A 4,100-nucleotide genomic window follows, 5' to 3' on the forward strand; every position below is an offset into this window, starting at 1 on the left:
CCGCTTCAACCAGTCACCGGCCGAGACCTTGCCGGCATCCGGGTGCGGGTCGCCGAATCCGAAGTCGTTCGGGACACCGGCTATCACATCACCGTCCGGTCCGAAGAACGCGAACAGGTGGGTGTTGTCCCACCCACAGGCGTCCTGAATCGCATGGTGCAGATCGAGGAAGCTGGCACGATCACGCAGCAGGAACCGCCGCCAGATCCTCGGGCTGATCTCATCGAGACTGACCTCGACGTCCAGATAGGCGAGACGCGGCACCCGTCCCCCTCACGTTCGGCACCTACTCGCCCGGACGGTAGCCCGGCAGGCTGTGCTCAGCAGGATCGCTGGAGGGCCAGGTAGGCCGTAGAGGCGGAAGCCCCGGGCGTCGGTGATGATGCTGTACCGGAGGTGGTCCTGGTACTCGGTCACAGACCCCAGCGGCTGGAGCATCTCGAAGGCGCCGTGCGAGGCCCAGAGCACCCCCGCCATCAGCGCGGCTGCACCCGACCACGGCGCGAGGCGGGTTTCGTCCGTTGTCATGCTCGATCTTGGGGGGTGGGACGGGGCCCGTGATGAGCGGCGGCGGCTCCCAGGGCTCTACGCGTCGACCCCCTGGCATGTGCAGCGTCAGCGGCGGTCTCGACACGTGAGGTCCACAGTGCGTAGCCAACGGCCATCCAAGCCAGACCGAAGGGAAGGCCGAGCCAGGCTGCGTGGGTCTGCTCGTTGAACCCGGCCATCGCAGCCATGCCCAGAAGGAGGGCGATCGACGCCCACCGTGGCAGAACGCCGGAGCGCAGCACCGAGACGCCGAGCAGGACGAGGCCGATCACCAGAGCGCCGATCCCGGGTATCACGAAGTGGGGCATGAGCGGGAAGTCACCCTCGTACAGCAACGCCTGGACCAAGCTGGCGACCACGAGCGTCGAGATACCGAGGATGCCCAGCACCCCGCCAGCTCGACCGGCCTTGCCGAACCGTCCTGCCCTGCGTACCAGCACGACGAGCGCTACGGCCGTCACCGTGAAGAGGATGAGCGCAGCGAGGGTAAGGATCCCCTCGGCGGCGCTGGACGCTCGCATGGGTCGAACCGCGCACTCGTCAGCGACACATCCCAGGGGTCTCGTCGCGTGCAGGACCGTGCTGACGATCCACAGCGCGCCGCCGACCATGCCCGCGGCGCCGGCCCAGCGAACCCCGCTTGCAGCCGTCGGCGTCCCTCCGGTGCGACGGCGGATTGTGCCACGGATGCGTGTCCGACGCACGTCCGCGTGGCGTCCGCTCCTGAGGAGGTGTCGAAGTTCGCTCGGACGGGTGGCCACCCGATGCGTGCCGTGGGGTGTGGGACTCGGTGGATCGACGCTCGTGATCCGGTCCAGATGGGGTAGGAGGACAACGTTCCGACCAAGTCCGACGCCCGCCTCATGAGGGCGCAGCTTGGATCGCTGGGCCTGCGGTCTAGACGACGGTGGCGCGGCTCGGCTTGGGCATACTTCGGAGGTGATACGTCGCCGGATTGAACGACATGCCGGCTTCGATCGATGGAGGGAAGCGCGATGTCGGTTGCGGTCCGGCTGCGTGATGCGATGAACGCGCACGACCTGGAAGCGTTCCTGGCCTGTTTTCACCAGGACTACCAGAGCGAACAGCCGGTCCAGGTTTCGGTGGTCGTGAGCAGGTCCGGGTGAACTGGTCCACGATCGTCACCGGCGTGCCCGATCTCGCGGCGGAGCTACGCAGCTCCTGCGACCAAGACGGTCAGGAGTGGTCCGAGTGGCGCTGGAACGGGACCCGCGGACGGCCAAGCCGCTGGACATGGCTGGCGTGATCGTCGCCGGGGTTCGGGACGGCCGCATGCTCTGGGGCCGGCTGTACATCGAGCCGGTCGAGACGGTCGACGAGAGCATCGATGCGGCCGTGAGCAAGATGGCGGGCCGTCCGTCGCAGGGTCGCTGAACGGCTCGACGGCACGGGCCGGGGAGGACAAGCAGATGGAGCTTTCGTGGAACTGTCCGACGTCGACCTGACGTACGTAACCCTGGAGTCGTTGGACTACGACGCCGGCGGCCAGCTGTACGGGACCATGGAAGGCTCGCTCACCGGCGAGCGGCTCAGCGGCACCCTCCGGTTGACCAACCTGGCGTCTCGTCGCACGGACGGCGTCAACCTGCCGACGCTGCGGGGGCTGCTCGACACCGTCGACGGGGCGCGGGTGTGGGTTGAGCTGGACGGGATCGCCGCACTGCGCGCTGAGGGTCAGGCCCGCGTGTTCGTGACGACGTTCCGGTTCCGCATCGGCGACGAACGGTACACGTGGCTGAACACGACCTTCGGGGTGCTCGAAGGCGTGCTCGACACCGTCGGCGTCGACGGGCGTGCCCACGGGCGCCTCTACGCATGCGAACCGACCCTGACCTGAGCCTCGGTAGGCATCGCCGACACGCCGAGACGCAGCGCGGGGTGGATCGCCACGGAGCCGACGAACGTCCCTCATGTCGCCACCCGACGCACGCGGTGGGAGCGACCGGAGCGTCGGCTCCACGGTGCGCCAGCGGCGCAGGACCGTTGCCGCGCTCACGTGTCGGGCACCCCTGTGCAGGTGCACGGCGTTCGCCGGCGACGGGGCGGCGGCGTTCCGCCGGGGGCGACGAAGCGGGATCAGGGCAGGGCGCGCTCCGCTGCCGGGCGCGGTCCCGGTCGGCGTGGCCGCCTGCGCACGGCGAGGTGGTCTCCGGCACCTACGCCCGCGAGGGGTCCAACGCGACGTTGTTCTCCTGGACGAGCCGGGCAGCTAGCTGATCGGCGATCGCGATCCCGCAGGGGGGCGACACGTCCCCGGTCATGACGACCAGGGTCGTGTCGGTGGCGGCGAGGTATCGGGCCTCGGTGATCGCCCGTGTCTGCGACGGTCCCGTGGCGGGATGCGCCTCGAGCCAGCTGGGGGCCGTCCCGGGAGCGCCCATGCGTGCGAGTCGCTCGCTGAGGTCGCGGCCGGGCCTGCGCACCAGCCGCCGGGTCCAGGCCTCGACTTCCCGGGGGGTGGCGGTCCCGGCCACCGGCACCTGGACGGCGTCCACCGTCTCACCCACCACGGCGATCGACAGCATCCCGATTTCGACGGCGCCGTCGAGGCCGCCGATCCGATGTGACCACTGCATCTCGGGTCCGACGACGGAGGCGGCGAGCTGCTCGATCCCCTGTGCGGCGGCCAGGTCCGTCACGCGTGTGGCGAGCGATTCCCCGAGGGCCGCCGGCGCCGCGGCGGTTCGGAGCACCACAGCGGCGGAGACCGCGATCAGCACCGCGCCGACCGCGGCGGTCACCACCCTGCGGTGCGGTTCACGCGTCCAGAGGCGGCGCTGCCACGGGTCGCGAGCTGCCCAAAGGGTGAGCAGCGCGGCTGTGACGGCAACCGTCGTGAGCCGACCGGGGGTCGCCACCGACGCCGCATCCAGCGGACCGTCGGCCAGGAGCGTCCACCGGTGCGGCAGCTGTTCCGCGCCCAGGAACGCGAGCGCCGCCGCGCCACCTCCGGTGATTCCCGCGGTGGTGGGTCCGACGTGTCTGGCGGCGACGGAGGCCGCGAGCAGCGTCACGGCGAGCAGCGCAGCGAGCTCCAGGGTCTGCGGTCCCCGGAACAGCGCGAAGCACGCGGACGCCGGCTCCGGCACGAGCCACCCCGCACCTGCGGCCAACGCGGCCCACGCGGCCGCGACGGCGATCACCGCGCCACGAAGCTGCCCGCGCCGGCACCCCACACCGCAAGGGTAGATGCAGGCGCCGTAGCATTGAGGCGCGTGAGGGTACTTCACGTCCACACGACGTACCGCCAGGGGGGTGGCGAGGACGTCGTCGTCGAGACCGAGCGGAAGATGCTCGAGGACGCCGGCGTCGACGTGGCGCCGGTCGATGCTCGAAATCCGTCAGGAGACGTCGCTGCGGTTGCGGCGCTGGCCACCGCGTCGTGGAACCACCACGCCGCCCGGCGGGTGTTGGCACTTGCCCGCCGGGAGCGGGCGGACGTGGTGCACATCCACAACACGTGGTTCGCGCTCACCGCGGCCGTTCCCGCCGTGCTGTCCGGCGCGGGCTACCCGGTCGTGGCGACGCTG

General features: G+C 70.6%; 8 protein-coding genes. 4 read left to right on the top strand and 4 right to left on the bottom strand.

Annotated elements, in window-relative coordinates; all coding sequences use genetic code 11:
- From KY469_22510 to KY469_22520, 3 genes are all read right to left on the bottom strand, one after another.
- On the bottom strand, positions 1-264 hold a 264-nt coding region (locus KY469_22510; protein MBW3665866.1), incomplete at its 3' end, for a plasmid pRiA4b ORF-3 family protein.
- Positions 265-273: 9 nt separating this feature from the next.
- Entirely contained in the window at positions 274-528 is a 255-nt protein-coding gene (locus KY469_22515; protein ID MBW3665867.1) for a hypothetical protein, read from the bottom strand.
- Complete coding sequence (locus KY469_22520) at positions 525-1,070, bottom strand: hypothetical protein (GenBank protein MBW3665868.1); 546 nt, start codon at positions 1,068-1,070, stop codon at positions 525-527. Before KY469_22520 ends, KY469_22515 begins: the two co-directional genes overlap by 4 nt.
- A gap of 474 nt (positions 1,071-1,544) precedes the next feature.
- Between KY469_22520 and KY469_22525 the strand changes: the two genes are divergently transcribed.
- The 3 genes from KY469_22525 to KY469_22535 all read left to right on the top strand — a co-directional run bounded on the left by KY469_22525 (position 1,545) and on the right by KY469_22535 (position 2,407).
- Positions 1,545-1,676 (top strand): nuclear transport factor 2 family protein, encoded by a 132-nt coding sequence (locus KY469_22525; GenBank protein ID MBW3665869.1) that lies wholly within the window; start codon positions 1,545-1,547, stop codon positions 1,674-1,676.
- 85 nt (positions 1,677-1,761) lie between these two features.
- Positions 1,762-1,944 carry a hypothetical protein gene (locus KY469_22530; GenBank protein ID MBW3665870.1) on the top strand — a complete coding sequence of 61 codons (183 nt, stop codon included), beginning with the start codon at positions 1,762-1,764 and terminating at the stop codon, positions 1,942-1,944.
- Between the two features lie 46 nt (positions 1,945-1,990).
- A complete protein-coding gene (locus KY469_22535; protein ID MBW3665871.1) occupies positions 1,991-2,407 on the top strand; it encodes a DUF3237 domain-containing protein in 417 nt (138 codons plus the stop codon).
- 319 nt (positions 2,408-2,726) lie between these two features.
- On the opposite strand, the gene KY469_22540 is transcribed toward KY469_22535, so the two are convergent.
- Positions 2,727-3,713 carry a hypothetical protein gene (locus tag KY469_22540; protein ID MBW3665872.1) on the bottom strand — a complete coding sequence of 329 codons (987 nt, stop codon included), beginning with the start codon at positions 3,711-3,713 and terminating at the stop codon, positions 2,727-2,729.
- Between the two features lie 72 nt (positions 3,714-3,785).
- Here KY469_22540 and KY469_22545 point away from each other — a divergent pair.
- Positions 3,786-4,100: glycosyltransferase family 1 protein (locus tag KY469_22545; GenBank protein ID MBW3665873.1), on the top strand; the 315-nt coding region annotated here is incomplete at its 3' end.

Source organism: Actinomycetota bacterium (assembly GCA_019347575.1).
GTDB lineage: Bacteria > Actinomycetota > Nitriliruptoria > Nitriliruptorales > Nitriliruptoraceae > JAHWKY01.